Below are 21,192 nucleotides of genomic sequence, written 5' to 3'. Positions count from 1 at the left end.
TATACTTTAAGTGCCTTTTGATGAAGCTTATACTCGCCTCTCAAAGTCCAAGAAGAAGGGAGATTCTTGGAAGGTTCTTCCGAGACTTTGATGTAATCCCAAGTCAGATTAGTGAAGAATCTAACTTTCAAGATTCTATAGCGCATGTAATCGAAGTTGCGAGAAAGAAAGCTTGGGATGTTTATAAAGAACATGATGGCACTGTTATAGGAGCCGATACAGTAGTAACGCTCGATGGCAAAATATTGGGTAAACCAAAAACTCCAGAAGAAGCTAAACAAATGCTTGGGCTTCTCAGTGGGAAAGTCCACGAAGTAATAACCGGGTATTGTATAATACACGAAGGAAAGGAAATCTTAGGACATGAAGTTACCAAAGTAAAGTTCAGGGAACTTGATAAAGATGAAATAGAGTGGTATGTCTCTACGGGAGAATCTCTCGACAAAGCAGGGGCTTATGGAATTCAAGGCAAAGGTGGGGTTTTAGTCGAGTGGATAAAAGGGGATTACTATAATGTCATTGGATTCCCAATGAAGATAATTGTGGAACTTGAGAGGCTTGGGTTTAGTTTTTCATAAAAGTTCAGAAAATATTAAGTCCTCCTTTTTGCCTCCGGCCCGTTTAAAGGCCTTCAGGCCCCAATTGATGTTTCCGACATCTTTAGGTTGATGAGCATCGCTTCCAAAAACGAGTTTTACTCCTCTTTTTATGCAGAACTTTATAAAATCTAACTCGGGAACCCTATAACGCGTGCTTATCTCAAAACCCTTCCCATACTCTTCAGCAAGGTCGATTATTTCTTTGTAATCTTTTATCGAAGGATGCCCAATATACGAGAAAACATTTCCAAAGTGGCCGATTATATCAACGTTTTCATCTTGGATAGCTGTCTTCACAAGCTCTAGGTATTTATGATGACTCCCGGGATTAAAATACATATGAACTGAGGCTATTACATAGTCGAGCCTTTTCCGCAGGTCATCGGTAATATCCACCCCTTCTGGGAGGATGTTAGCCTCCATGCCTGCCAGTACAATTGTTTCACTGTCCTTTTTGGCTTGGTTTATTAAAGAAAGGTATGAGTTCAAAACATGAGGAGTAAAAAAGTGGATATGGTCGCTTATACCTACTATTCTTAGGCCTTTTCTCTCTGCCTCGGCAATGTTGTCCCTTATATCTCCAATTCCATCGGAAAATCGGGTATGGGTGTGAAGGTCCATCATTTTAACTCTCAGTGTATTGGGTTTTAAGAATTTAAAAGTCTTGCACTATATGGATAAAATATCCAATGTAAACTTTAACCTTTAGGTTTGACAACGTTTAAATACTATTCCACTCTAATGAAAGCTGGTGGTGAATATGGTTAAGCGCTCAAAGGTTAGAGTTCTAATAGCCAAACCGGGATTAGATGGTCATGATAGAGGAGCAAAAGTTATAGCAAGGGCCCTTAGAGACGCTGGCTTTGAAGTTATCTATACAGGGATACGACAAACTCCAGAACAGATTGCAGAGTCCGTGGTTCAGGAGGATATAGATGTTCTGGGTCTTAGTATTCTGTCTGGAGCTCACATGGTTCTCATACCCAAGATCCTTAAGCTTTTGGAAGAAAAAGGGATAAAAGCTAATGAAGATGTTCTTGTCCTTGCAGGAGGCATAATACCACCAGATGATGCTCAAGAACTAGAAAAAATGGGTGTTGGTAGAGTTTTTGGCCCCGGAAGTCCAATTGAGGAAATTATAGGATTTATTGATGAAAACGTGCCGAAGTTGAAGAAGTTCAGAGAGGAAAGCTAAAGATTTATATTTTATTCTTTGGATAATTAATCCAAGTGATAAACATGATAGATGACTTAATTGAAAGAATGTTTAAAGGGGACAAAAGAGCAACTGCAAGACTAATTACCCTGGTAGAAAACGATGAAGAAAAAGCCAGAGAAATAGTTAAGAAAATCTACTCTAAGACCGGAAGAGCCTACATAATCGGAATCACAGGTCCTCCGGGCTCTGGAAAATCAACACTTGTTGATAAGCTTATTAAAAAAGCTAGGGATGAGGGCAATATAGTTGGAGTTATTGCAATAGATCCCACTTCTCCCTTTACTGGTGGTGCACTTCTTGGAGATAGAATAAGAATGCAAAGACACTCTACAGACCCGGGGGTTTTCATAAGAAGCATGGCCACTAGAGGTTCTCTTGGAGGCCTTGCCAAGGCTACAAATGATGCAATAAAAATACTCGACGCTTATGGTTGTGATATTATTTTTGTAGAAACCGTTGGCGTTGGTCAGATAGAAGTGGATATTGTAAAGACTGCTGATACAGTGGTTTTGGTAACCGTTCCGGGATTGGGGGATGATATCCAAGCAATAAAAGCGGGCCTTATGGAAATAGCGGATATATTTGTAGTCAATAAGGCCGATAAAGAGGGTGCAGAGGCTACAATGTTCGAGCTTGAACTCATGCTTGATTTAGAAAAAGATAAATGGCAAAAGAGCGGATGGAGGCCACCGGTAGTTTCGACGATTGCTTTTACTAACAAAGGAGTTGACGAGCTCTGGGGAGCAATTAACGAACACAGAGAGTTCTTATTGAACAGCGGTAAGATTGAGGAGAAGAGGAAGTTTAGAGTAGGGGAAGAAATTAAGGCTATTGTTTCTAGCAAAATCGCGAGAAAAATTGGAGAGAAAATGGGAGAAGATGACATAGCAGTTCTAATTGAAATGATTGCTAAAAGGGAAATTGATCCTTACTCTGCTGCGGACCTTGTATTGGAAAAAGCCTTGGGGGTGAAAGTATGATAAAGAAAGTTGACCACATTGGTATTGCTGTTAGGGATCTTGAAGAGGCCATTAAGATTTGGGAAAGCCTTGGGTTAAAAGTTGAGGAAATTGAAGAGGTACCGGATCAAAAGGTTAGAACTGCAATATTCCACGCTGGTGAAACGAGGATTGAGCTTTTAGAGGGGACGACAGAAGATTCACCTGTATCAAAATTTGTAGAGAAGAGAGGAGAGGGAATTCATCACATAGCTCTTGGTGTTGATAATATTGAAGAACACTTACAAAAACTAAAAGAAAATGGCTTTAGGTTAATTGATGTGACACCTAGAATAGGTGTCGGTGGGGCAAAAATAGCTTTTGTACATCCAAAAAGTGTTGGTGGAGTTCTCTTAGAACTATGTGAAAGAGAAGAATGATCTCTTCTTTTTTAAATTTATGTTGAAAATTCTCTTCTTTGAGTTTTGACTACAGAAGACGTTTGTTGAGTGGCCGGCGGCGTCCCCGGTTTCCCGCCCCCTCTCGGAGGGCAGTACCGCCGGGATCACTGGCGGGCTTAACTTCCGGGGTCGAAACGAGTCCGGGTGTGACCCCGCCGCTATGACCGCCGTACCGATACTAACTCTCAGCACAGCCTTTATAAACTTTACGGTCTATAATTTTTTGTATGAGGCCTGAGATACTCGAACTTCTTCGAATGGAAAAAATCAGGGAAGCATTGGAGCCGGGTAAGAGGGTTAGAGGTTTCCAGATGAAACTACAAGCAGCAAAAAATGGTGATGATATAGAAATTTCTGGGTTTTTCATTGGCAGAAAACCTCCAAATGCTCCTAGAGATGCCATGTACTGTATTTTATCTCCTATTCCTCCTTCTGAACTTGTGAATTTGAATGCAAATGATTTTAGGACGTATCTGGTACTTCGAATTACACCAGAAACTACTAAAATTTCAGGAGAAGTTAAGCCGGGAAGTTATGTAGTTGTCAAGGGTATAATTGATGCGTATCCGTTTGGCACTTTACGGATGGTGCACGTACAGGAGATTGAGGGAAGAGATTACTCCGAATACTGGAAAAATTACAAAGAATTTGCATTAAGCCGGAGAGAGATTGTTAGCTTATTTGAGAGAACAATTTATCTTAGAAATGAGATGCAAAAAGCACTCTTATATTCTCTTTATGGAGTTCCATACATTCTTGGAGTGGAGTTAGATACACAGTTTGGTAAATGGGGAGAGGGTTTCGACTTTACTGTATATAAATACAAGGAGGATTCTGGGCTGCTGGCCCTCTGGGAAGCTCTCAGATATTTCTACTCTAATCTTCCATGGGAAATTCGGTTTCATTCGAATAAAAAAGTTGTTCTTAAAGTTGATGACCCTCTTTTAGGGCTAGATTTTAGGCTTGGAAGTCCGAACAATAGGGGGATGAAATATTATATTCCCCGGAATAAAAAGGAACTCTCTAAGCTGCCAAAGCAAGTTGAAAGTAGTATAAGCAATAAAGAGTTAATTGGGCTTCTCCCAGAAAACAAAGAGCCGGATCCTACTGATATTTTAGCAAAAATTTCAGAAACTCCCTTTGTTCTCATTCCAGAAGAAGAAAAACCATATTTTGAAAATAATAAAGAGTTCATGCAGTTAATTCCGAATCTTATTGTGACAATATTCATTAATCGGGAGATACTTAAATCCATGAATGTGGGGAAGCTTTCTCCTCTAAGGGAAGAGTTTATGGAGTGGATTGAAGAAGGTAGGAGAGAGTATCCAGAGACATTTGGGCCACTAAGTGGAACTCCAGAAGGCCTTTTCAATATAAAAAGGAGATATTATCTTAATACAAGAGTATTTGGAGCAGCTGCAAGGTTCTATGGTAAGCCTACAAGGCGCATAGCTAGGGAAGTTAGGGAAGTAAATGAGGCAATACTTAATGACTGGGCGGTGGTTATAAAGGATCATCCTGAATTGCTCATGAAATTGGAAAGGGATTATGAAAAATATGTGACAGGAGATGTAAGAACACAAAGGGCTCTTAACATATTTCGGGATTTATCTGCAACAAGTGTTACTGGAGAGGTTACACGGGAAGAGTTTATAAATGAACTGCTACGCAGAGGTTTTAAGTATAAAGATGCGGAGGAAACAGTTGAGAAGCTCCTATTGGCAGGTTATATTTACGAACCTGTTTCAGGAAAGCTCAGGTCTATAGAATGGTAAGGTGGGAATATGTCAAAAAAGTTCTCTAGACGAAAAGAGCAACGTGAGAAGAAAAAAATTGCCTTGGAGCGAATAGATATCCTTTTTAATTTAGCAGAGAGAGTTTTTGCTTATGATAAAGAGCTTGCCAATAGATATGTTGAAATAGCACTGGCTGTGCAACAAAAGGCCAAGGTAAGAATGCCCAGAAAATGGAAGAGAAGATATTGTAAAAAGTGTCACTCTTTTCTTGTTCCTGGTGTTAATGCTAGAGTTAGACTAAGACAGAAAAGGATGCCTCATGTGGTTATAAAGTGCCTCGAATGTGGGCATATCATGCGGTATCCGTACCTAAGGGAGAAGAAAGAGAGGAGAAAGGCCAAAAAACAATAATACTAGCTTTGGCAACACTTTTCTCTTTTGTCAACTGGTAAAATCTCTTTAAAGCCAGTGTATGGCCAGAGAGCCTTTGGTATTTTAACAGTCCCGTCCTCTTCTTGAAAGTTTTCTATAATCGCCACTATTGCCCTTGAAGTTGCTATTGCTGTTGAGTTGAGAGTGTGAACAAAGCGAGGTTTCTCATTCGGTTTGTCTCTAAACCTTATGTTCAATCTTCTGGCCTGCCATTCAGTGCAATTTGAGCAGCTTACCACTTCTCTAAATTTACCCTGTGCACTCATCCATGCTTCAATGTCATACTTTTTGGCTGCAGCGTACCCTAAATCTCCGGTGCATATGTTTACAATCCTGTATGGGATTTCAAGGGCTTGGAATATCTCTTCCGCATTTTGGAGAAGTTTTTCATGCCATTCCCAGCTTTCTTCCGGCCTTGCATACACAAATTGTTCCACCTTATGGAATTGGTGCACTCTGAAGATCCCTTTAGTGTCTTTTCCTGCAGTCCCAGCTTCTTTTCTAAAGCAAGGGCTTACGCCAGCATAAAGAATAGGCAAGTTGTGTCCATCGAGAATCTCGTTTGAATGCATTCCTGCAAGGGGATGTTCTGAAGTGGGAATTAGGTATAAATCCTCCCCTTCGATTTTGTATATGACATCTTCAAAGTCCCCGAAACTGGTGACTCCCTCTTCCACATACTTTCTCACCATATATGGGGGGATCACCGGGATAAAACCTTTTTCTATGAGTTTATCTAATGCAAATCTTATTAGTGAAAGGTCTAAAATAACTAGCTCGTTTAATAGATAGAAGAATCTTGCACCACTAACTTTTGCAGCTCTTTCTAGATCGGCGCCACCGATTTTAGGCAATAAATCTGCATGGAGTTCAGGTTTCCAGGTGATAGTTTCATATTTCATTTTTCCCTGGCTTTGCTCTAGAAAAGTTTCTAAATGCCCTTCCCAAACCCTTGCTTTACCCCAGAAGCGAATTGGAACATTTTCGGTATCATCTTTTCCAATTGGAACGCTTTCATGAGTTATGTTTGGAAGTCGCCATAGGTAATAATCAATTTTCTCCCTAATAATATTGTTCTCTTTTTCAATCTCTTCGATGCGCTTTGCAATATTATCGCTCTTTTTTATGAGCTCATCTATAGCTTCTCCGCTTTTCTTTCTCTTACCTATTTCAATAGCTAGTTTATTACGTTCTCTTCGGAGATTATTGATCTCTTTTAGGTTTTCTCTCCATTTTTTATCTAGCTCAAGGATTTCATCAATCCATCGGAGCTTCTCAAGCTCTCCACGCTTTATAAGATCCCCTTTTATGAGATCGGGATTTTCACGAATGAGCTTTATGTCAATCATTTCTCTTCACCTACCCTAATAACGGGAGAGTTATTTAAAAGTTTATCCGGGAAAAGGGGGGATACCAGAAAATCAAGTTAGAACTTGAAGAGAATTACGTTGACTTCCTCTCCTTCTTCTAAAATTTCAACATTTTCGGGAACCTCCACAAAACCGTCTGCGTTTATGAAACTTGTAATAGCGCCGCTGCCTTTCATTATTGGTATTGCAGTTTCTTCTTTGATTTTAACTGGTAAAAACTGTCTTCTACCTTTGACGGAAAACACTTTGTGGGTGAGCCTTTTCCTTGTGTACTCTATTTTAAACTCTCCACCGAGGAGTTTTCTTATTAAAGGAGCTACTAAAAGCGTAAAATTCGTTAAACAGCTTGTTGGATAACCTGGCAGTCCAAAAATAGCCTTTTCATTTATCACACCTATTATTGTAGGTTTTCCGGGCTGAATTGCAATCCCATGTATTCTTACTTCTCCCAGTTCGTCTATTATTGACGCTGTGAGGTCTCTAGTCCCGCCGCTGGCTCCACCACTTAGCAGAACTATATCATATTTCAAACCCTCTAGGATCTTGGTTCTTAGACTCTCTTCATTATCTCTTGCTATTCCGAGAAAATGTGGGTCGCCTCCAAGTTCTTTAACCGCATCATTGAGGGCTCTTCCGTTTATATCATATATCTTACCGGGTTTTAATTCTTCTCCAGGCAAAATTACCTCATTCCCAGTACTGATTATTGCGATCTTAGGTTTTGCAAACACTTTTACCTTTTCAAGACCTACTGCAGACAGCAAAGCTGTCTCTTTAAATCCAAGTTTCATTCCCTTTTTTAGAAGAAGTTTTCCTTTGGGGATATCTGTTCCAGCTTTCATGACCCCGGCTTGGGGATAAATCGGCTTGTAGATTAACACTTCATCTCCTTCCCTATCCACAATCTCGAATTCTATAACTGCATCTGTTCCTTTGGGAAGAACAGCTCCAGTGGATATGTAGACAGCTTCACCACTGTTTATCTCTATATTGGGCTCTTCGCCGGCATGAACTTCTCCAATGACTTTCAATCGGACTGGGTTACTCTCATTTGCATTCCACGTGTTTTCACTTTTCACGGCATATCCATCTACAGTGGCCCTATCAAAAGGGGGCACGTTTACTGGAGAGGTTACATCTTCCGCTAAAATTCTTCCAAGGGCATTTTCAAGAGGTATCTCTTCTATTTTTGCATTTAATGGCAATGAATTTACTATGTTTAAGGCCCTTTCCAGAGGAACTACTTTCAAAAATGCCATCCAACCACCATTGTAAAAAAGTAGAAGAGGGTTAATAAAGATTTGGAAAGGTGAAAAGGTTAAGTATGGGATGGAGGTGTTTACCAATCGTCTTCGTCTTCTTCCTCCCAGTCTTCATCCTCCCAGTCTTCTTCCTCCTCCCAGTCTTCCTCCCAGTCCTCATCAAATTCATCTTCCCAGTCTTCTTCTAAGATTTCTTCCTCTTCTTCAAAGTCTTCAACTTTCTTTTTCTTTGGAGGTTGCATAGACCTCACCCCTGCCCTACTCTGGGGCATTCTTATTTGAGTATCAAGGGTTTATAAAGTTTATTCAAAATTTTTTGTGAATATTGCTGTTTATAGGGAAATTAAATGATTCCGGTACGTTTTTGTACTTTTATCTAAATTTCCCTAATCTTTTTAATTATATCTTTCAAATCATTGAACATGAGGGTAGCAATTGTCACTGAAAATGCGAGGGTCTATTATATGGCCACAAAGGTTTTGCGAGATTATGGGATACCTTTTTACAGTCTTAGACTTAGGGATGAGATTCCTTTTGATGTAGAAGTTGTTTTGACCAGTGAAGAGGAATATAATGCGATTAACTTTCCGGTTAAGATAGCAGTTGTGAATGAAAATTTTATAGATTCCCTCTTAAACAAGCTTGAGGGAAGGGAGAGATTTAAAAACATATACATAGCTATAGACCCTGGAGAAAGGCCTGGAGTAGCAGTTGTTGCTGATAATAGGGTTATTGAGGTACATCATTTAAAAAGTCCGAAAGATATTGATGTTATCCTTAACCTGTTGGAAAAATATCCAGGAGCAAGAGTTAAGATAGGGCATGGTGCAAAGAGATATAGAAGTTTAATGCTTAAAAATCTCGCAAATATCCTTGGTGAAGATTTTCCAATTTTTTTGGTTAATGAACGGAGGACTACTCCAAAGATCGGTGGGCTTGAGGCATCGCAGGTTCAGGATATTGTGGCATCTATCAACATAGCTTTAAGAGATGGGAGAGAAACTACAATTGGGGAATTGATGCATGTGGGTGAACCCACTAAAGGAGAAATTGATTATATAAAAACAAGAAGTCGAGAATTAAGTAATGGTATGATCACTATTTCATCTAGACTTGCCCGAGAAGTTGCAAAAGGGAATTTAACATTAGAAGAGGCTATTGAAATTCATAAAAAGAAAAAAAGGTGATAGAAATGATATTTGGGAAGGACGAGGTAAAAGATGAAATAAAGTTAAGGGTTGCTGAGGCTCTTAAGCGAGATGTTGGTAGAGGAGTAGTTAGGATCGATAGAAAGTATCAGAGACAACTTGGAATTGAACCAGGTGATATAGTGGAGCTCGAAGGAGAGAGAAAAACCGCTGCAATAGCTGAAAATGCTCATCCGGATGATAAAGGGCTTGACATAATAAGAATGGATGGTTATATAAGGAGAAATGCCGGGGTAAGCATAGGGGATTATATTATTTTAAGAAAAGCTGAAGTTCAAGAGGCGAGGAAAGTTGTTCTAGCCCCGGCACAGAGAGGAGTATATCTCCAAATTCCTGGTGAACTGGTTAAGAGGAACCTTCTTGGTAGGCCAGTCACCAAAGGGGACTTAGTAGTAGCGAGCGGAAGAGAAACGGAGATTTATGCAGGTTCCCCATTTGATGAGCTCTTCAGGGGTTTCTTTGAAAGTCTGCCATTGGGATTTGGTGAACTAAAGTTTATTGTAGTAAATACTGCTCCCAAGGGCATAGTTCAGATAACGTATAATACAGAAATAGAAGTTCTTCCACAGGCGGTAGAAGTTAGAGAAGAGAAAGTTCCTGAAGTTACTTACGAGGACATTGGTGGCCTTAAAGACGCTGTTCAAAAGATTCGTGAGATGGTAGAACTCCCATTGAAGCATCCGGAACTTTTTGAGAGATTGGGAATTGAACCGCCTAAGGGTGTTTTGCTTTACGGGCCTCCTGGTACTGGTAAAACTTTATTAGCTAAGGCTGTTGCTAATGAGGCTAATGCTCACTTCATTGCAATTAATGGCCCAGAAATTATGAGCAAGTACTATGGAGAAAGCGAGGAGAGGTTAAGAGACATCTTTAAAGAGGCAGAAGAGAATGCTCCAAGCATAATCTTTATTGATGAGATTGACGCTATAGCTCCAAAGAGGGAAGAGGTTACTGGAGAAGTCGAGAAGAGGGTGGTTTCACAGCTCCTTACATTAATGGATGGCTTGAAAAGCAGAGGAAAAGTGATAGTCATAGGTGCAACTAACAGGCCTGATGCTTTGGATCCTGCCCTTAGAAGGCCGGGTAGGTTTGATAGGGAGATTGAAGTTGGTGTTCCTGATAAACAAGGAAGAAAAGAGATCCTTCAAATCCACACAAGAGGAATGCCGCTTGAGCCGGAATATGATAAGAGGAGCGTCTTGAGAGTTTTAAACAGCCTTAAGAATAGAGAGGCATTTGACAAGGAAAGAATTGAAGAGATGATTCAGAAAATCGAGAATGCAAAAGAGGAAAGTGATATCAAGATTACTTTGAAGGAGGATGGGGAGCTATACAAAGAAGTAAGGGCCAGATTGATAGATAGTATGCTTGAGGAACTTGCAGAGAAGACTCATGGGTTTGTTGGGGCTGATTTGGCAGCATTGGCGAGAGAAGCAGCTATGGTGGTGTTGAGAAGACTCATTACAGAGGGTAAGGTCAATCCAGAGGAAGAGAAGATACCTCCTGAGGTTCTTCAGGAACTTAAAGTTACGAAGAATGATTTTTATGAAGCCTTGAAGATGATAGAACCGTCAGCCCTTAGAGAAGTGCTTATTGAAGTCCCTAACGTTAGATGGGATGATATTGGGGGTCTTGAAAACGTAAAACAAGAGTTAAAAGAAGCTGTCGAGTGGCCTTTAAAATATCCCAAAGCCTTCCAAAGACTTGGGATCACTCCTCCTAAGGGAATACTTCTTTATGGGCCTCCTGGAACTGGTAAAACTCTCTTAGCCAAAGCTGTAGCAAATGAGAGTGAGGCTAACTTCATTGGTATTAGGGGTCCAGAAGTACTTAGCAAGTGGGTTGGAGAGAGCGAGAAAAGGATTAGAGAGATATTCAGGAAAGCAAGGCAAGCAGCTCCTACAGTGGTTTTTATTGACGAAGTTGATTCAATAGCTCCCATGAGGGGAGGTGAAGGTGATAGAGTCACAGATAGACTTATCAACCAACTCCTCACCGAGATGGATGGTATCGAGGAGAACAGTGGTGTGGTGGTTATTGCTGCCACAAACAGACCCGACATTCTTGATCCTGCTTTATTAAGACCTGGAAGGTTTGATAGGTTAATCTTAGTCCCAGCACCGGATGAGAAGGCAAGATTGGAAATATTAAAGGTTCATACGAGGAGGGTACCACTTGCTAGTGATGTAAGCTTACAGGAACTTGCAAAGAAAACTGAAGGTTATAGTGGGGCCGATTTGGCTGCATTGGTTAGAGAGGCAGCATTTGTAGCACTTAGAAGAGCAGTTTCGATAACATCGAGAGATCTTGTAGAGGATCAAGCAGAGGAATTTTTAGAAAAGCTTAAAGTCTCAAAGGGGGATTTTGAGGACGCGATGAAGAAGGTCAAGCCTAGCATAACGAGGTACATGCTTGATTATTACAAAACATTTGAAGAAAGCAGAAAAGGTGTTAAAGGAGAGGAACGCAGAGAGGTTGATTACTTCACACTTTGATTTCAATTTTTTAGAAAAGATTTTATATAAAAAAGTTGATTTTCAATATAGGTAAAAAGCTGGGGGGTATAAAATGGTAAAGGTTAAAGCATCAAAACTTAGGGATATGGAGATTATAACTGATACCGGAATAAGACTTGGGTGGCTCTATGATTTAAGCTTTGATGAAGATACCGGAGAAGTTTTAGTGATAGTTGCTGAACCAGATGAGAATTTGGACACAAGTGAATTTGTCACCGATCATGAGGGTCTTCTTTTGATACCCATGAAGGCTGTTAAGAGCATTGGGGAGTTCATAGTTGTAGATCACAACAAGCTCGCAGTCAAATCAAAGCTTAGGAGGATTTCGATTATTAAAGAAAAACTCCAAGGGTCTTGATTTTCCTGCTTCCTCTAATTTTGAGTAATCCTTTGGTGATGGTTATATGGAGGTTAAGCGCTGGCCTGTCTGACTTATTGTCTTTAGCTTGATAGTTTTGTTTGCTTTACTCACAGTTTATTTCGTGAGGTCTAAAAACTCTACATGGGCAGTAATCTCTGTGATGTTAGCTTTCTTTTCTATATATCTAGGAATGAAACTTGCAGGGATTGAGAAAAGCGAAGAAGAGGAAATTAAGGAAATGAAAGTTTTAACTTTGACCATTGAGATCTCTTTTCCAATAATAGTACCATTTTCCGTGTGGAAATTAGCGAACAGTTATGGAACAAAAGAGTTTGAACTCCTCAGTAGATACTTTTCTGTTGCAGTGCAACTCCTAATATATTCACATCTGATTTCGATGCTTTATCATTGGCTTAAAAAATAGAGAATGGGTTCTTTGAGATGCTTGAAGCTTAGAGTATCTTTGGGATGTTGGGAGATTAATGCAAAAAGTTTATAAGGATGTAAAGTAAACTTTACGTAAAGGAAACTTTACATGGTGGGAGTGATGAAGGAGAAGAAAATGTTATTACCTGCGCTCCTCGCGGTTGTAGCTCTTGGCTGGATAGTGGGATGGGTCACGAACTCAGGAAAAAGTGAGCTCTCTTTAATTGCTTTTGCTTTGACTGCAATTTTCGTTAACCTCTACTTCTCGTACCTTGAGAAGAAGGGCTTTATTCTCGAAGACGAAAGAACCCTGAGAATAAACGAAATTGCATCTAGAAGAACCCTTCAGATAACGAGCATAAGCCTTGCCGTTGCCATGCTCTTGCTGTCGGGAAAACTCTCGGACCCAAAGATGGAAGGTGCCTTCCTAACGGCCGGCCTCGTGCTGGCGGTCATGTTGACGCTTCATCTCCTCTTCAGACACTACTATTCGAGGGTGATCTGAGTGAAGAACCGCCTGCGCGAGCTGAGGGAGTTGAAGGGCCTTACACAGGAAGATTTAGCCAAGACATTAGGTGTCACGAGGCAGACCATCATAGCCATCGAGAAGGGGAAATACGATCCATCGCTGAGGTTAGCATTCAAAATAGCGAAGTTTTTTAAAGTTAAGATTGAAGACATATTCATATACGAGGATCAATAAAATTCTAAACCACTGGAGGTGGAAAATTGTCAGCCGTAAAAGTTGAAGCTCTTGAAAAGGATTATGGTAAAGTCAAAGCCCTTAGGGGGATAAGCTTTGAGATAAAGGAGGGCGAGATATTCGGGCTTATAGGCCCAAATGGTGCTGGAAAGAGCACAACTCTCAAGATTCTGGCAACCTTATTGACGCCAACGGGAGGAAGAGCGGAAGTTTTTGGTCATGATGTCGTTAAAGACGGGGATGAGGTTAGAAAACTCATAAGCTACCTCCCAGAGGAAGCGGGTGCATATAAAAATCTTAAGGGGATTGAGTACCTTCAGTTTATGGCAAAACTTTATGCAAAGACTGGAAAGAGTTATGAAGAGATGCTAGAAGTTGGTGTTAAGCTGAGCGGACTTGGAGATAGGTTAAACGATAAAATATCCACTTATTCCAAGGGTATGACGAGAAAACTCTTGCTTGCTAGAGCTTTGATGGTTGAACCCAAGCTAGCTATCTTAGATGAGCCTGCAAGTGGACTGGACATAATCAACGCTTATTCAATAAGACAAACAATAAAGCAGTTTGCAAGAGAGAAAGGAGTAACATTTCTGGTCTCGAGTCATAATATGCTTGAAGTTGAATTTCTTTGCGATAGGGTAGCACTAATTAACAAAGGAGTAATCGTGGAAATCGGAACTCCAAAGGAACTTAAGGAGAAATATGAGGCAGAAAATCTTGAGGAGGTCTTTATGTCCATAGTCGGAAGACAGCAGAAAGTGGAGGTGTTTGGATGAGCGATTTCTGGATAATTGTTAAGAAAGAACTCAGGGATCTTTTAAGGGATAAAGGATTAATATTTGGAATAATCGTCGTTCCTCTCATACTTTATCCTGCATTAGGTCAAATGATGCAAATAGGTTTTCAACAGGCCCAAGAAGAGACTAAAATAGTTCTTGTGAATTTTGATGAGGGTGATTACGGTAATTTGCTTATAAAAACTCTGGAAGCAGCTCCTAATGTTACGGTTACTATAATAGAGGCCTTGAATTTAGACGAAGCTCTCAAAAAAGCACAAGAAGAGGATTACAACATGATAGTAGTTATTTCAAAGAATTTCTCTAAATCGATAGAGAGCAATCAAAAAGCTCAAGTTGAGATTTATGGGATAGTAAAGGGCATAAGTGGAGGAATGCGAGAATCGATTAGCGAAGGTAGAGTTAATGCCATTTTAACTGTCATTAATGATTATCTTGCAAAATTGAAGATCCAGCAGAATATGGAAGGAGATCCAGAGGCTATTTTGAGACCAATAGATGCAAGGAGCTATACTGTAATTAGAGGTCGCATTGTTCCTGTTCCACCTTCTCTAGTGGCGAGCCTTATAACCTCACAATCATTTTCCATGCCAATCGTAATATTCATAATGATAATAATGGTTGCCCAGATGTCGGCAGGAAGTATGGCAATGGAGAAGGAAAACAAAACTCTTGAAACCCTGCTCACCCTACCTGTGAAAAGAATAACGATTGTTGCCGGAAAAATGGTTGGGACGGCTATCATAGGAATAATAGCGGCAGTAACTTATATGATAGGCATGAGAAGCTATCTTGGTAACATGATATCTTCATCCGGCGAGATTGGAATTTCTCTAGAAGACCTAGGCTTGACAGTTACTCCTCAAGGAGCGGCGCTTTTTGTCCTTATAATGTTCCTTGCAATCACGTTCGCATTAAGCTTTGCAATGTTGCTTGCAGTCTTTGCAGAGGACACAAAAAGTGCAAACGCCGTGGTGAGCGCAGGGATAATGCCCCTAGCCTTTCCCACCTTTATACTCATGTTTGCGGATATAGAGACTCTCCCTCTGGCTATCAAATATCTCCTACTTGCACTACCGTTTAGCCATCCAATATTGGCTTCAAGAGCTATGCTGATGGGCCAGTATTCCAGCATGTATGTTAGTGTTCTGTATCTGGGGATACTAAGCACAGTGACTTTGGTTATAACCGCAAGGTTCTTCACAACAGAAAAGCTCCTTACAGCAAAGCTTAGGTTCAGAAGGAAAAGATAATCTTCATTTTAATTTTTAGAGCAGTCCAGTAATTTGGAACAATTTGAATATCACAAGAGCTATTATGAGCGCGGTAGTAGGAGTAGCTATCCATCCAATGGCTATATCCTTTATAATTCCTTTTTCCACTTTCATCCCACTTGCAATCCCAACACCTATAACTCCTCCCACTATGGCTTGGCTTGAACTTACAGGAAGACCGAAGATATTTGCTAAACTAACTGCTATGGCTGAGCCAAACTGGGCCGAGAATGCAGATATAGGCCCTAAAGACGTTATCTTTTTACCCACAGTGTATATAACAGCATAACTAAAGGTAAACGCTCCAAGGGCCAAACTGAGAGCGCCAAACATTCCAGCAGTTTTAGGGTCAAAGAACCCGGCTCCGACTAAGGGACCTGTTGCGTTTGCAACTTCATTGGCTCCGAAATTAAAAGCCATGTAAGAGCCTCCAAGAACAGCAAGCCATTTATAAAGAAATTCAATTCTTCCTAGGCTCTTTATATCATTAACAAGTTTTCCATAGAATTTAAACAGAATAAGGGCAAAAAGTGCTGCTAAGATTGGAGAAAATACCCAAGCACCAGCAATTTTAACAAGTGTTTCCCATTTTATAGGGGCATTAGTTGCTATTCCTATTCCCACAACTCCCCCCACAATTGATTGAGTCGTTGAGACGGGAAGCCCTTTAATGGTAGCTATCGTTACCCATGTTCCCGCAGCAAGAAGAGCTATTATTGCGAGTTCTAATGACAAGTACTCTGGAGGGACAATGCCTTTTCCTATGGTTTTCATGACTTTTGATCCTTTTAAATAAGCTCCAAGCACCACGAATATTGTGATGGTAAGGGTTGCCTGTCGGAAACTCAATAGGCCTGCACCTACAGCAGTGCCCATGGCATTCGCACTATCATTGGCTCCAATGTTCCAAGCAATGTAAAAGCCTATTGCGATTGCTGCTAAGATCAGTGTCTCCATAGGGTCCCACCTCTTGCTCATTATGTAGTCTGTATGGTTATTTTAAATTAAAAAGTTAGCTTTCTCGTCACTTGGGGTTTTTGATAATTTTAGTCATTATAGAAAAGATGGAGGAATTAATCTTCTTTACAAATATAAAGACAGATTTTGTGTCTTTTGGTGTATTAGTTTATTCATTAAACATATAAATTGTTCACTTTTACTCAAAGACATATGTCGAAAATGACCTCTTGTCATACCGAAAACTAAATAAATGCGATGACCAAAATGATAATGATAAAACTTGGGAGGAAGAGATGATGATAGAGATTCGTTTTCACGGTAGGGGTGGACAAGGTGCAGTTACAGCTGCAAACATCTTGGCAGAGGGAGCATTCTTAGAAGGCAAATATGTACAGGCATTTCCATTCTTTGGGGTTGAAAGAAGAGGAGCTCCAGTTACAGCATTTACAAGAATAGATGAAAAGCCTATTAGAATTAAGACCCAAATCTATGAGCCAGATGTAGTGGTTGTTCTTGATCCTTCCCTCTTGGACACAGTTGATGTAACTGCTGGTCTTAAGGAGGGTGGACTGGTAATTGTAAACACTGAAAAGACCAAGGAAGAGGTCCTTGAGAAACTTAAAAAGAAACCAGCTAAGTTGGCCCTTGTTGATGCTACTACAATAGCTTTAGAGATTCTCGGATTGCCAATTACAAACACTTCAATCCTCGGTGCAGTTGCAAAGGCCACGGGAATTGTTAAGATTGAAAGTGTAGAAGAGGCTATCAAAGAGGCATTCTCTGGAGAGCTTGGAGAAAAGAACGCTAAGGCTGCAAGAGAAGCTTTCGAAAAGACTGTTGTTTATGAACTTTGATTTTTCCTTCCTTTAAAATCCATTTAAGGGGTGAATTATCTTGAATACTCTATTCAGGGAGAAGAAGGCAAATGCAAAAAAAATCATGTTTAAATCTATTGATGAATATCCAGAAGCACCAATAACACTTGGAACTACACTTTCAAATTTCACTGGAGACTGGAGAAATTTCATGCCAGTTGTAGATGAAAGTAAATGTATAAAGTGCTATATTTGCTGGAAGTTCTGTCCAGAGCCAGCAATTTACATTAAGGAAGATGGATACGTTGCAGTAGACTATGACTACTGTAAGGGTTGTGGAATTTGTGCAAATGAATGTCCAACCAAGGCAATAAGCATGGTAAGGGAAGAAAAGTGAGGTGATACAATGCCTAAGAAAGTTATAAGTGGTAATTATGCGGCTGCTTATGCTGCCAAACATGCAAGAGTTGAGGTTGTAGCCGCTTATCCCATTACACCTCAAACTTCAATCATTGAGAAGATAGCTGAGTTTATAGCTAATGGAGAAGTTGAGAATCTTGAATATGTGCCAGTTGAGAGTGAACATTCTGCAATGGCTGCTTGTATAGGGGCATCAGCTGCTGGAGCAAGAACTTTCACAGCTACATCAGCCCAGGGTCTTGCTTTAATGCACGAGATGCTTCACTGGGCCGCTGGAGCAAGACTTCCAGTGGTTATGGTTGATGTTAACAGAGCAATGGCACCACCATGGAGCGTTTGGGATGACCAGACTGATTCTCTAGCCCAAAGAGACACCGGATGGCTTCAATTCTATGCTGAAAATAATCAGGAAGTATATGATGGTGTTTTAATGGCATTCAAAATTGGCGAACATGAGAAGGTTAATCTTCCAGTGATGGTTATTGAAAGTGCCTTTATTCTTAGTCACACTTATGATATAGTTGACATGCTAGAGCAGGAAGAGGTAGATGAGTTCCTTCCACCAAGAAAGCCACTATATTCATTGACAGACTTTGATAACCCATTCTCCATTGGTGCATTAGGGACGCCCGCTGACTATTATGAATTTAGGTATAAAATTGCAAAAGCCATGGAAGAAGCCAAGAAAATCATCAAAGAAGTGGGCAAAGAATTTGGAGAGAAATTTGGAAGAGATTACAGTCAAATGATAGAACTCTATAAGACTGAGGACGCTGATATAGTCTTCATGGGAATGGGTTCACTTATGGGTACAGTAAAAGAGGCTGTTGATATCTTTAGAAGTGAAGGATACAAAGTTGGTGCTGCAAAAGTAAGGTGGTTCAGGCCATTCCCAAGAGAAGAGCTTTATGAACTAGCCAAGAGTGTAGAAGGAATCGCAGTGCTTGATAGGAACTTCTCATTCGGACAGGAGGGAATTCTCTTCAATGAAGCTAAAGGTATTCTCTACAACACTGACGCAAACCCAATAATGAAGAACTACATCGTTGGTCTTGGGGGAAGAGACTTAACAGTAAACGATGTGAGAAAAATTGCTAGCAACATGAAAAAGATAATTGAAAAGGGTGAGCTTGATAAAGAAATTGACTGGTACCATTTGAAGAGGTGAAAACGATGGAAATTCCTGCTGATGTGAAAAAGAAGTTAACAATTCCTGCTGAAGAGCACTTTTATGCTGGACACACAGCTTGTCAAGGATGTGGTGCAGCTCTGGGATTGAGATACGTCCTTAAGGCATATGGAAATAAGACAATATTTACAATTCCGGCCTGTTGCTCAACAATCATAGCTGGGCCATGGCCTTACTCCGCTTTCAACGCTCCCCTATTCCACACAGCTTTTGAAACCACAGGTGCAGTAATAGGTGGAATTGAAGCTGCTCTGAAAGCAAAAGGATATAAAGTTAAGGGCGAAGATGGTGTAATGGTCGTTGGATGGGCTGGAGATGGTGGTACAGCAGATATTGGTCTCCAAGCATTAAGTGGGTTCCTTGAGAGAGGTCACGATGGATTGTACATCATGTATGATAATGAGGCTTACATGAATACTGGTATTCAGAGGTCTTCATCAACACCATACGGAGCATGGACAACTAATACTCCTGGCGGAAAGAAGCGTTTCCTTGAGAGAAAGCCAAAGAAGAAGGTTATTGATATAGTTATAGCCCACAAGCCAGCTTATGCTGCAACTGCGAGCGTTGCATACCCAGAAGATTTTATGAGAAAGCTCAAAAAGGCTAAGACAATTAAAGGCCCTTCATTCATTCAGCTCTTTGCACCTTGTCCAACAGGATGGAGAAGCCCAACAGACAAAACGATTGAACTTGCTCGCTTAGCAGTCCAGACAGCATACTTCCCACTCTTCGAATACGAAAACGGAAAGTACAAGCTAAACATGCCTTCGCCCAAGAAAGAGCCAAAGCCTCTTGAAGAGTACCTCAAGCTCCAAGGAAGATTTAAGTACATGACAAAGGAAGACATGGAAATACTCCAAGAGTGGGTGCTTAGGGAATGGGAAGAGCTTAAGAAGAAGGCCGAGATCTTCGGCTGATTTTTAGATTTTTTATAAAAAGATTTGGGGGAAATAGAGTGTAAGTCATTTGAGGTGGTATGTATGGCGGAAAATCCATTCAAAGCTGATATTGAGAAAGTCCAAAAGGAATATAGTGAAAAGATGACAACAGGTGCAATAGTTTACATTCCCGGAAGTAGCGTTGTTAACAAGACAGGTGGATGGAGAGTTTTCATGCCCAAGTTTGACAAAGACAAGTGTATTAGATGTTTCATATGCTATACACTCTGTCCAGAACCTGCTATATATTTGGATGAAGAGAGTTATCCAGTTTTTGATTACGACTACTGTAAGGGTTGTGGAATTTGTGCAAATGAATGTCCAACCAAGGCAATTGAAATGGTTAGAGAAACCAAATGAGGTGGTATAAATGCCAATGAGAAAGGTTATGAAAGGTAATGAAGCCGCTGCATGGGCAGCAAAACTTGCAAAGCCTAAGGTCGTAGCTGCATTCCCTATTACGCCATCAACTCTCGTTCCTGAGAAGATTAGTGAATTTGTTGCTGATGGAGAAATGGATGCTGAGTTTATAAAAGTTGAAAGTGAGCATTCAGCAATTTCTGCATGTGTTGGTGCAAGTGCTGCTGGAGTGAGAGCTTTTACAGCAACAGCTTCCCAAGGTTTGGCCTTAATGCATGAGGTCCTTTTCATTGCAGCTGGAATGAGGCTTCCAATTGTTATGGCGATTGGTAACAGATCGTTGAGTGCCCCAATTAATATTTGGAATGACTGGCAAGACACAATAAGTGAGAGAGACACCGGATGGATGCAGTTCTATGCTGAAAATAACCAAGAAGCACTAGATTTGATATTGATAGCCTTCAAAGTTGCAGAAGATGAACGCGTTTTGCTTCCAGCTATGGTTGGATTTGACGCATTCATATTGACCCACACAGTTGAGCCAGTTGAAATACCGGATCAAGAGGTAGTTGATGAGTTCCTTGGGGAATATGTACCAAAACATGCTTACTTCGATCCAGCTAAGCCAATTACTCAAGGTGCTCTTGGGTTCCCAGCTCACTATATGGAAGCAAGGTTCACCGTTTGGGAAGCTATGGAGAACGCGAGACAAGTAATTGCAGAGGCATTTGACGAGTTTGAGAAGAAGTTCGGAAGAAGATACCACATGATTGAGGAGTACAAGACTGATGATGCTGAGATAATTCTTCTCACAATGGGTTCACTCGCTGGAACACTCAAGGAGTTCATTGATAAGAAGAGAGAAGAGGGATTAAAGATCGGTGCAGCGAAGATGACCGTTTACAGGCCATTCCCAATTGAGGAGTTCAGGGCATTAGCAAAGAAAGCAAAGGTCTTGGCAATTCTTGAGAAGGATATAAGCTTTGGAATTGGTGGAGCAGTATTTGCAGATGCAGGTAGAGCTCTTGTAAATGAGAAAGAGAAACCAATATTGCTTGACTTTATCATTGGCCTTGGAGGAAGAGATGTCACCTTTGAAAACCTTGAAGATGTTGTCGAGATTTCAAAGAAGGCACTTGATGGAGAGAAAGTTGAAGAAGTCAACTGGATAGGATTGAGGAAGGAGATTTTGTGAGGTGATTACG

25 protein-coding genes and 1 rRNA gene are annotated in these 21,192 nt (G+C 40.5%); 20 read left to right on the top strand and 6 right to left on the bottom strand.

What is annotated here, in order from left to right:
- Window positions 1-20 precede the first annotated feature (20 nt).
- Window positions 21-578 (top strand): Maf-like protein, encoded by a 558-nt coding sequence (locus tag TSIB_RS06815; RefSeq protein WP_015849673.1) that lies wholly within the window; start codon window positions 21-23, stop codon window positions 576-578.
- Here the strand turns inward: TSIB_RS06815 and TSIB_RS06810 are convergent.
- A complete protein-coding gene (locus TSIB_RS06810; RefSeq protein WP_015849672.1) occupies window positions 573-1,220 on the bottom strand; it encodes a PHP domain-containing protein in 648 nt (215 codons plus the stop codon). The two genes, TSIB_RS06815 and TSIB_RS06810, sit on opposite strands and share 6 nt — an antisense overlap.
- Before the next feature lie 139 nt (window positions 1,221-1,359).
- Between TSIB_RS06810 and TSIB_RS06805 the strand changes: the two genes are divergently transcribed.
- Genes TSIB_RS06805 through mce form a run of 3 tightly spaced genes read left to right on the top strand, consistent with a single transcriptional unit; the run spans window position 1,360 to window position 3,196 of the window.
- Window positions 1,360-1,794, top strand: coding sequence for a cobalamin B12-binding domain-containing protein (locus TSIB_RS06805; RefSeq protein ID WP_015849671.1), 435 nt, complete (start codon window positions 1,360-1,362; stop codon window positions 1,792-1,794).
- A 44-nt stretch (window positions 1,795-1,838) separates the two neighbouring features.
- A complete protein-coding gene (gene meaB, locus TSIB_RS06800; protein WP_048160412.1) occupies window positions 1,839-2,798 on the top strand; it encodes a methylmalonyl Co-A mutase-associated GTPase MeaB in 960 nt (319 codons plus the stop codon).
- Window positions 2,795-3,196 carry a methylmalonyl-CoA epimerase gene (mce, locus tag TSIB_RS06795; RefSeq protein ID WP_015849669.1) on the top strand — a complete coding sequence of 134 codons (402 nt, stop codon included), beginning with the start codon at window positions 2,795-2,797 and terminating at the stop codon, window positions 3,194-3,196. Before meaB ends, mce begins: the two co-directional genes overlap by 4 nt.
- A 71-nt stretch (window positions 3,197-3,267) precedes the next feature.
- Here the strand turns inward: mce and rrf are convergent.
- Window positions 3,268-3,389, bottom strand: a 5S ribosomal RNA gene (gene rrf, locus TSIB_RS06790).
- Window positions 3,390-3,444: 55 nt separating this feature from the next.
- Between rrf and TSIB_RS06785 the strand changes: the two genes are divergently transcribed.
- Both TSIB_RS06785 and TSIB_RS06780 read left to right on the top strand, forming a co-directional pair.
- A complete protein-coding gene (locus TSIB_RS06785) occupies window positions 3,445-4,992 on the top strand; it encodes a hypothetical protein (protein ID WP_015849668.1) in 1,548 nt (515 codons plus the stop codon).
- A gap of 9 nt (window positions 4,993-5,001) precedes the next feature.
- Window positions 5,002-5,364, top strand: a complete 363-nt coding sequence (locus TSIB_RS06780; protein WP_015849667.1) for a ribonuclease P protein component 4 — start codon at window positions 5,002-5,004, stop codon at window positions 5,362-5,364.
- Between the two features lie 2 nt (window positions 5,365-5,366).
- On the opposite strand, the gene serS is transcribed toward TSIB_RS06780, so the two are convergent.
- From serS to TSIB_RS10455, 3 genes are all read right to left on the bottom strand, one after another.
- Window positions 5,367-6,734, bottom strand: a complete 1,368-nt coding sequence (serS, locus tag TSIB_RS06775) for a serine--tRNA ligase (protein WP_015849666.1) — start codon at window positions 6,732-6,734, stop codon at window positions 5,367-5,369.
- Window positions 6,735-6,811: 77 nt separating this feature from the next.
- Entirely contained in the window at window positions 6,812-8,014 is a 1,203-nt protein-coding gene (locus tag TSIB_RS06770; protein ID WP_015849665.1) for a molybdenum cofactor synthesis domain-containing protein, read from the bottom strand.
- A gap of 80 nt (window positions 8,015-8,094) precedes the next feature.
- Window positions 8,095-8,259, bottom strand: coding sequence for a hypothetical protein (locus tag TSIB_RS10455; protein WP_187146404.1), 165 nt, complete (start codon window positions 8,257-8,259; stop codon window positions 8,095-8,097).
- Window positions 8,260-8,439: 180 nt separating this feature from the next.
- Here TSIB_RS10455 and TSIB_RS06765 point away from each other — a divergent pair, with 180 nt between their 5' ends.
- The 8 genes from TSIB_RS06765 to TSIB_RS06730 all read left to right on the top strand — a co-directional run bounded on the left by TSIB_RS06765 (window position 8,440) and on the right by TSIB_RS06730 (window position 15,281).
- The gene (locus TSIB_RS06765) at window positions 8,440-9,204 is read left to right on the top strand and encodes a hypothetical protein (RefSeq protein ID WP_015849663.1); all 765 of its coding nucleotides are present in this window, start codon (window positions 8,440-8,442) and stop codon (window positions 9,202-9,204) included.
- A gap of 5 nt (window positions 9,205-9,209) precedes the next feature.
- Window positions 9,210-11,720 (top strand): CDC48 family AAA ATPase, encoded by a 2,511-nt coding sequence (locus TSIB_RS06760; RefSeq protein ID WP_048160411.1) that lies wholly within the window; start codon window positions 9,210-9,212, stop codon window positions 11,718-11,720.
- Window positions 11,721-11,793: 73 nt separating this feature from the next.
- Complete coding sequence (locus TSIB_RS06755) at window positions 11,794-12,099, top strand: PRC-barrel domain-containing protein (RefSeq protein ID WP_015849661.1); 306 nt, start codon at window positions 11,794-11,796, stop codon at window positions 12,097-12,099.
- Window positions 12,100-12,262: 163 nt separating this feature from the next.
- The gene (locus tag TSIB_RS06750; protein ID WP_015849660.1) at window positions 12,263-12,526 is read left to right on the top strand and encodes a hypothetical protein; all 264 of its coding nucleotides are present in this window, start codon (window positions 12,263-12,265) and stop codon (window positions 12,524-12,526) included.
- 138 nt (window positions 12,527-12,664) lie between these two features.
- Window positions 12,665-13,033: a DUF2178 domain-containing protein gene (locus TSIB_RS06745; protein ID WP_228359798.1), complete on the top strand. Its 369-nt coding sequence runs from the start codon at window positions 12,665-12,667 to the stop codon at window positions 13,031-13,033.
- The gene (locus TSIB_RS06740; protein WP_015849658.1) at window positions 13,034-13,231 is read left to right on the top strand and encodes a helix-turn-helix transcriptional regulator; all 198 of its coding nucleotides are present in this window, start codon (window positions 13,034-13,036) and stop codon (window positions 13,229-13,231) included.
- A 26-nt stretch (window positions 13,232-13,257) separates the two neighbouring features.
- A complete protein-coding gene (locus TSIB_RS06735; RefSeq protein WP_015849657.1) occupies window positions 13,258-14,007 on the top strand; it encodes an ABC transporter ATP-binding protein in 750 nt (249 codons plus the stop codon).
- Entirely contained in the window at window positions 14,004-15,281 is a 1,278-nt protein-coding gene (locus TSIB_RS06730; RefSeq protein WP_015849656.1) for an ABC transporter permease, read from the top strand. Before TSIB_RS06735 ends, TSIB_RS06730 begins: the two co-directional genes overlap by 4 nt.
- Before the next feature lie 15 nt (window positions 15,282-15,296).
- Here TSIB_RS06730 and TSIB_RS06725 read toward each other — a convergent pair whose 3' ends face one another.
- Entirely contained in the window at window positions 15,297-16,259 is a 963-nt protein-coding gene (locus tag TSIB_RS06725; RefSeq protein WP_048160409.1) for an inorganic phosphate transporter, read from the bottom strand.
- Window positions 16,260-16,558: 299 nt separating this feature from the next.
- On the opposite strand from TSIB_RS06725, the gene TSIB_RS06720 reads away from it, so the two are divergent.
- The 6 genes from TSIB_RS06720 to porA (TSIB_RS06695) all read left to right on the top strand — a co-directional run bounded on the left by TSIB_RS06720 (window position 16,559) and on the right by porA (TSIB_RS06695) (window position 21,182).
- Window positions 16,559-17,116 carry a pyruvate/ketoisovalerate ferredoxin oxidoreductase subunit gamma gene (locus tag TSIB_RS06720; RefSeq protein WP_048160878.1) on the top strand — a complete coding sequence of 186 codons (558 nt, stop codon included), beginning with the start codon at window positions 16,559-16,561 and terminating at the stop codon, window positions 17,114-17,116.
- Window positions 17,117-17,156: 40 nt separating this feature from the next.
- Window positions 17,157-17,474 carry a 3-methyl-2-oxobutanoate dehydrogenase subunit delta gene (locus tag TSIB_RS06715; protein WP_015849652.1) on the top strand — a complete coding sequence of 106 codons (318 nt, stop codon included), beginning with the start codon at window positions 17,157-17,159 and terminating at the stop codon, window positions 17,472-17,474.
- Between the two features lie 9 nt (window positions 17,475-17,483).
- Window positions 17,484-18,665: a 2-ketoisovalerate ferredoxin oxidoreductase subunit alpha gene (gene porA / locus TSIB_RS06710; RefSeq protein WP_015849651.1), complete on the top strand. Its 1,182-nt coding sequence runs from the start codon at window positions 17,484-17,486 to the stop codon at window positions 18,663-18,665.
- Window positions 18,666-18,670: 5 nt separating this feature from the next.
- Window positions 18,671-19,606, top strand: coding sequence for a 3-methyl-2-oxobutanoate dehydrogenase subunit beta (locus tag TSIB_RS06705; protein ID WP_015849650.1), 936 nt, complete (start codon window positions 18,671-18,673; stop codon window positions 19,604-19,606).
- A 63-nt stretch (window positions 19,607-19,669) separates the two neighbouring features.
- A complete protein-coding gene (gene porD, locus TSIB_RS06700; protein ID WP_015849649.1) occupies window positions 19,670-19,987 on the top strand; it encodes a pyruvate synthase subunit PorD in 318 nt (105 codons plus the stop codon).
- Between the two features lie 10 nt (window positions 19,988-19,997).
- Complete coding sequence (gene porA / locus TSIB_RS06695) at window positions 19,998-21,182, top strand: pyruvate synthase subunit PorA (protein ID WP_015849648.1); 1,185 nt, start codon at window positions 19,998-20,000, stop codon at window positions 21,180-21,182.
- Window positions 21,183-21,192 lie beyond the last annotated feature (10 nt).

Source organism: Thermococcus sibiricus MM 739, assembly GCF_000022545.1.
Lineage (GTDB): Archaea > Methanobacteriota_B > Thermococci > Thermococcales > Thermococcaceae > Thermococcus_A > Thermococcus_A sibiricus.
Note: the sequence above shows the minus strand (reverse complement) of the source record. Positions and strands in the feature narration are given on the sequence as shown.

Bases quoted from the DNA above. Each gene is read 5' to 3' on its own strand.
- TSIB_RS06815 (WP_015849673.1), top strand. From the start codon at position 21: ATGAAGCTTATACTCGCCTCTCAAAGTCCAAGAAGAAGGGAGATTCTT.
- TSIB_RS06810 (WP_015849672.1), bottom strand. From the start codon at position 1,220: ATGGACCTTCACACCCATACCCGATTTTCCGATGGAATTGGAGATATA.
- TSIB_RS06805 (WP_015849671.1), top strand. From the start codon at position 1,360: ATGGTTAAGCGCTCAAAGGTTAGAGTTCTAATAGCCAAACCGGGATTA.
- meaB (WP_048160412.1), top strand. From the start codon at position 1,839: ATGATAGATGACTTAATTGAAAGAATGTTTAAAGGGGACAAAAGAGCA.
- mce (WP_015849669.1), top strand. From the start codon at position 2,795: ATGATAAAGAAAGTTGACCACATTGGTATTGCTGTTAGGGATCTTGAA.
- TSIB_RS06785 (WP_015849668.1), top strand. From the start codon at position 3,445: ATGAGGCCTGAGATACTCGAACTTCTTCGAATGGAAAAAATCAGGGAA.
- TSIB_RS06780 (WP_015849667.1), top strand. From the start codon at position 5,002: ATGTCAAAAAAGTTCTCTAGACGAAAAGAGCAACGTGAGAAGAAAAAA.
- serS (WP_015849666.1), bottom strand. From the start codon at position 6,734: ATGATTGACATAAAGCTCATTCGTGAAAATCCCGATCTCATAAAAGGG.
- TSIB_RS06770 (WP_015849665.1), bottom strand. From the start codon at position 8,014: ATGGCATTTTTGAAAGTAGTTCCTCTGGAAAGGGCCTTAAACATAGTA.
- TSIB_RS10455 (WP_187146404.1), bottom strand. From the start codon at position 8,259: ATGCAACCTCCAAAGAAAAAGAAAGTTGAAGACTTTGAAGAAGAGGAA.
- TSIB_RS06765 (WP_015849663.1), top strand. From the start codon at position 8,440: ATGAGGGTAGCAATTGTCACTGAAAATGCGAGGGTCTATTATATGGCC.
- TSIB_RS06760 (WP_048160411.1), top strand. From the start codon at position 9,210: ATGATATTTGGGAAGGACGAGGTAAAAGATGAAATAAAGTTAAGGGTT.
- TSIB_RS06755 (WP_015849661.1), top strand. From the start codon at position 11,794: ATGGTAAAGGTTAAAGCATCAAAACTTAGGGATATGGAGATTATAACT.
- TSIB_RS06750 (WP_015849660.1), top strand. From the start codon at position 12,263: ATGTTAGCTTTCTTTTCTATATATCTAGGAATGAAACTTGCAGGGATT.
- TSIB_RS06745 (WP_228359798.1), top strand. From the start codon at position 12,665: ATGTTATTACCTGCGCTCCTCGCGGTTGTAGCTCTTGGCTGGATAGTG.
- TSIB_RS06730 (WP_015849656.1), top strand. From the start codon at position 14,004: ATGAGCGATTTCTGGATAATTGTTAAGAAAGAACTCAGGGATCTTTTA.
- TSIB_RS06725 (WP_048160409.1), bottom strand. From the start codon at position 16,259: ATGGAGACACTGATCTTAGCAGCAATCGCAATAGGCTTTTACATTGCT.
- TSIB_RS06720 (WP_048160878.1), top strand. From the start codon at position 16,559: ATGATAGAGATTCGTTTTCACGGTAGGGGTGGACAAGGTGCAGTTACA.
- porA (WP_015849651.1), top strand. From the start codon at position 17,484: ATGCCTAAGAAAGTTATAAGTGGTAATTATGCGGCTGCTTATGCTGCC.
- TSIB_RS06705 (WP_015849650.1), top strand. From the start codon at position 18,671: ATGGAAATTCCTGCTGATGTGAAAAAGAAGTTAACAATTCCTGCTGAA.
- porD (WP_015849649.1), top strand. From the start codon at position 19,670: ATGGCGGAAAATCCATTCAAAGCTGATATTGAGAAAGTCCAAAAGGAA.
- porA (WP_015849648.1), top strand. From the start codon at position 19,998: ATGCCAATGAGAAAGGTTATGAAAGGTAATGAAGCCGCTGCATGGGCA.